The sequence below is a fragment of the Mesorhizobium sp. M5C.F.Ca.IN.020.32.2.1 genome, assembly GCF_004023105.1.
GTDB lineage: Bacteria > Pseudomonadota > Alphaproteobacteria > Rhizobiales > Rhizobiaceae > Mesorhizobium > Mesorhizobium wenxiniae.
Genome location: NZ_RZSX01001054.1, coordinates 1 through 1937, shown reverse-complemented (window position 1 = coordinate 1937; position 1937 = coordinate 1). Strand labels below are relative to the sequence as shown.

Genomic DNA, 1937 nt, shown 5'->3' with positions numbered 1-1937 from the left:
CGACAGGGGCGATAACGCCTGCCGGCAACCACGTCGCGATCAATGCGGAAGTATGCGCCGGCTGCGGCAGCTGCGCGGCGGCATGTCCCACGGGTGCTGCCGCCTACGACGTGCCGGATGCAGAATCGCTGCTTCGGCGGCTGCGGACGCTTCTTTTCACCTATCGGGAGGCGGGCGGCCTCGATGCGGTCGTTCTTTTCCATGACCTCGGCCACGGCGAGCCGCTGATCGACGCACTCGCCCGGTTCGGCGCGGGTCTGCCCGCAAATGTCCTGCCGGTCGCCGTGAACGAGACAACCCAGTTAGGGGTCGAGGCGTGGACCGCGCCAGTCGCTTGGGGCGCTTGCGCTGTAAGGGCTCTGTCGTCGGCCAAGCCCAGGCATGAGCTTACCGGAATTGCCGCAAACATCGCGATCGCCAATCTTTTGAGCCAGTCTCTAGGTTATGGCGCCGAGGTCTGCGGAGTGATCGAAGCGGACGATCCCGACATCCTCGCCTTGGCGCTCGACATGATTACCCCAGACGTTGCGTCGCGGCGCCCGGCGGCATTCCTGCCCATCGGCAAGAAGCGCAGCTTGCTGACGAGCACCATGGTCGAGCTCCATCGAGCTGCGCCGACGCCGGTCGACCGCGTGGCGTTGCCTGCTGGAGCTCCGTTCGGCGGCCTGGACGTCAATGTCGACGGCTGCACGCTCTGCCTCTCTTGTGTATCGGCCTGTCCAACGGGGGCGCTTTCCGACAGCGAGCAGCAGCCGGCCTTATATTTTTCCGAGAGCGCCTGCGTGCAGTGCGGCCTTTGCGCCGCGACCTGCCCGGAGAAGGTCATCACCTTGACGCCGCAGGTGGATTTTCAGGCATGGGGCCCTCGCAGCCGGGTCGTGAAGCAAGAGGAGCCGTACAACTGCATCCGCTGCGCGAAGCCGTTCGGCACAAGGAGCACTGTCGAGCGGATCGTCGCCAAGCTCGAAGGCAAACACTGGATGTTTGCAGGCGAGAACGCACGGCGGCTCGACCTTGTACGGATGTGCGACAATTGCCGTGTCGATGCGGCCATGGATGAGGGCTTCGATCCTTATGCCGGCCCTGGTCGCTCGCCGCCGCGAACCACGGAAGACTATCAGCGGCAGCGTAAGGCCTCGAGCGATAAGGCGGTCTGAGCCCTAGGGCCTTCGCGCCGAAATCGATGTGATAGGTGTGCTTGTACATGTCGAAAGCGAGGTTCGGGACACCGCCGGCGATGGTCGTGGTGTGATCGGCGGCCCAGGCATTTACCAGCTTACGGTCCCGCGACGAGTAGGTGAGCAGCACCCAGCCCGAACCGCCGCCCTGCGCCCAGGCCATGGCGGAAAACTCCCCGCGAGCGATCGAAGGATCCGAAATCGCCGCCATAGTTGTTCTTGTAATGGCTGACGATCAGCCTCTCCGACATTCCTTGACCCGCGCCGGCAGGCGCCCACCACAGGTATTCGTGCTCTCACCGCAGCACGCGCCGAGCACTGCCAGCACAACATTCATCTTGGATTTCCACATATACAGGACCGCAAGAGCCACCACGAAAACCAGCAGGCCGGCCGGGAGTGACGGCAGCCGCTGGACGAGCGTGACCGCTAGTTCGATTGTTGTCGCGGCGATCAGTCCGACCACCCCGGCGGCGACTCCTTCGAGGAAGCTGTGCAGCACCCGGTTCTCGACCACTTTCCCCAGGCGGTCATGCAGGAGCAGCGAGAAGCCGAAGGCAGGCAGGAAGATGCCGACAGTCATGGCGACCGCGCTGAGCGGGCCGCCCCCGAAGTAGCCAACGAAGGTACAGAAAATAATAAGGGGAGCGAGGAGGATGCCGGAGAGCGCAAGCCCGTTCAGGAACTGCGCGTCGGTCATCCAGCCGTTGCCTACCGCATCGGTATGAGAAAGTTGTGGTAGACCCGGAAATCCAGCGC

2 protein-coding genes and 1 pseudogene are annotated in these 1937 nt (G+C 63.8%); 1 reads left to right on the top strand and 2 read right to left on the bottom strand.

Annotated elements, in window-relative coordinates; genetic code table 11:
* Positions 1 to 1157 (top strand): 4Fe-4S binding protein (locus EOA86_RS32730; RefSeq protein WP_164892237.1); only part of this gene is annotated, 1157 nt, incomplete at its 5' end.
* 7 nt (positions 1158 to 1164) lie between these two features.
* Here EOA86_RS32730 and EOA86_RS32725 read toward each other — a convergent pair.
* A pseudogene (locus EOA86_RS32725) lies at positions 1165 to 1429 on the bottom strand (Fe-Mn family superoxide dismutase); the annotation flags it as partial.
* Positions 1414 to 1937 (bottom strand): chromate transporter (locus EOA86_RS32720; RefSeq protein WP_206630206.1); only part of this gene is annotated, 524 nt, incomplete at its 5' end. The gene EOA86_RS32720 and the pseudogene EOA86_RS32725, both read right to left, overlap by 16 nt.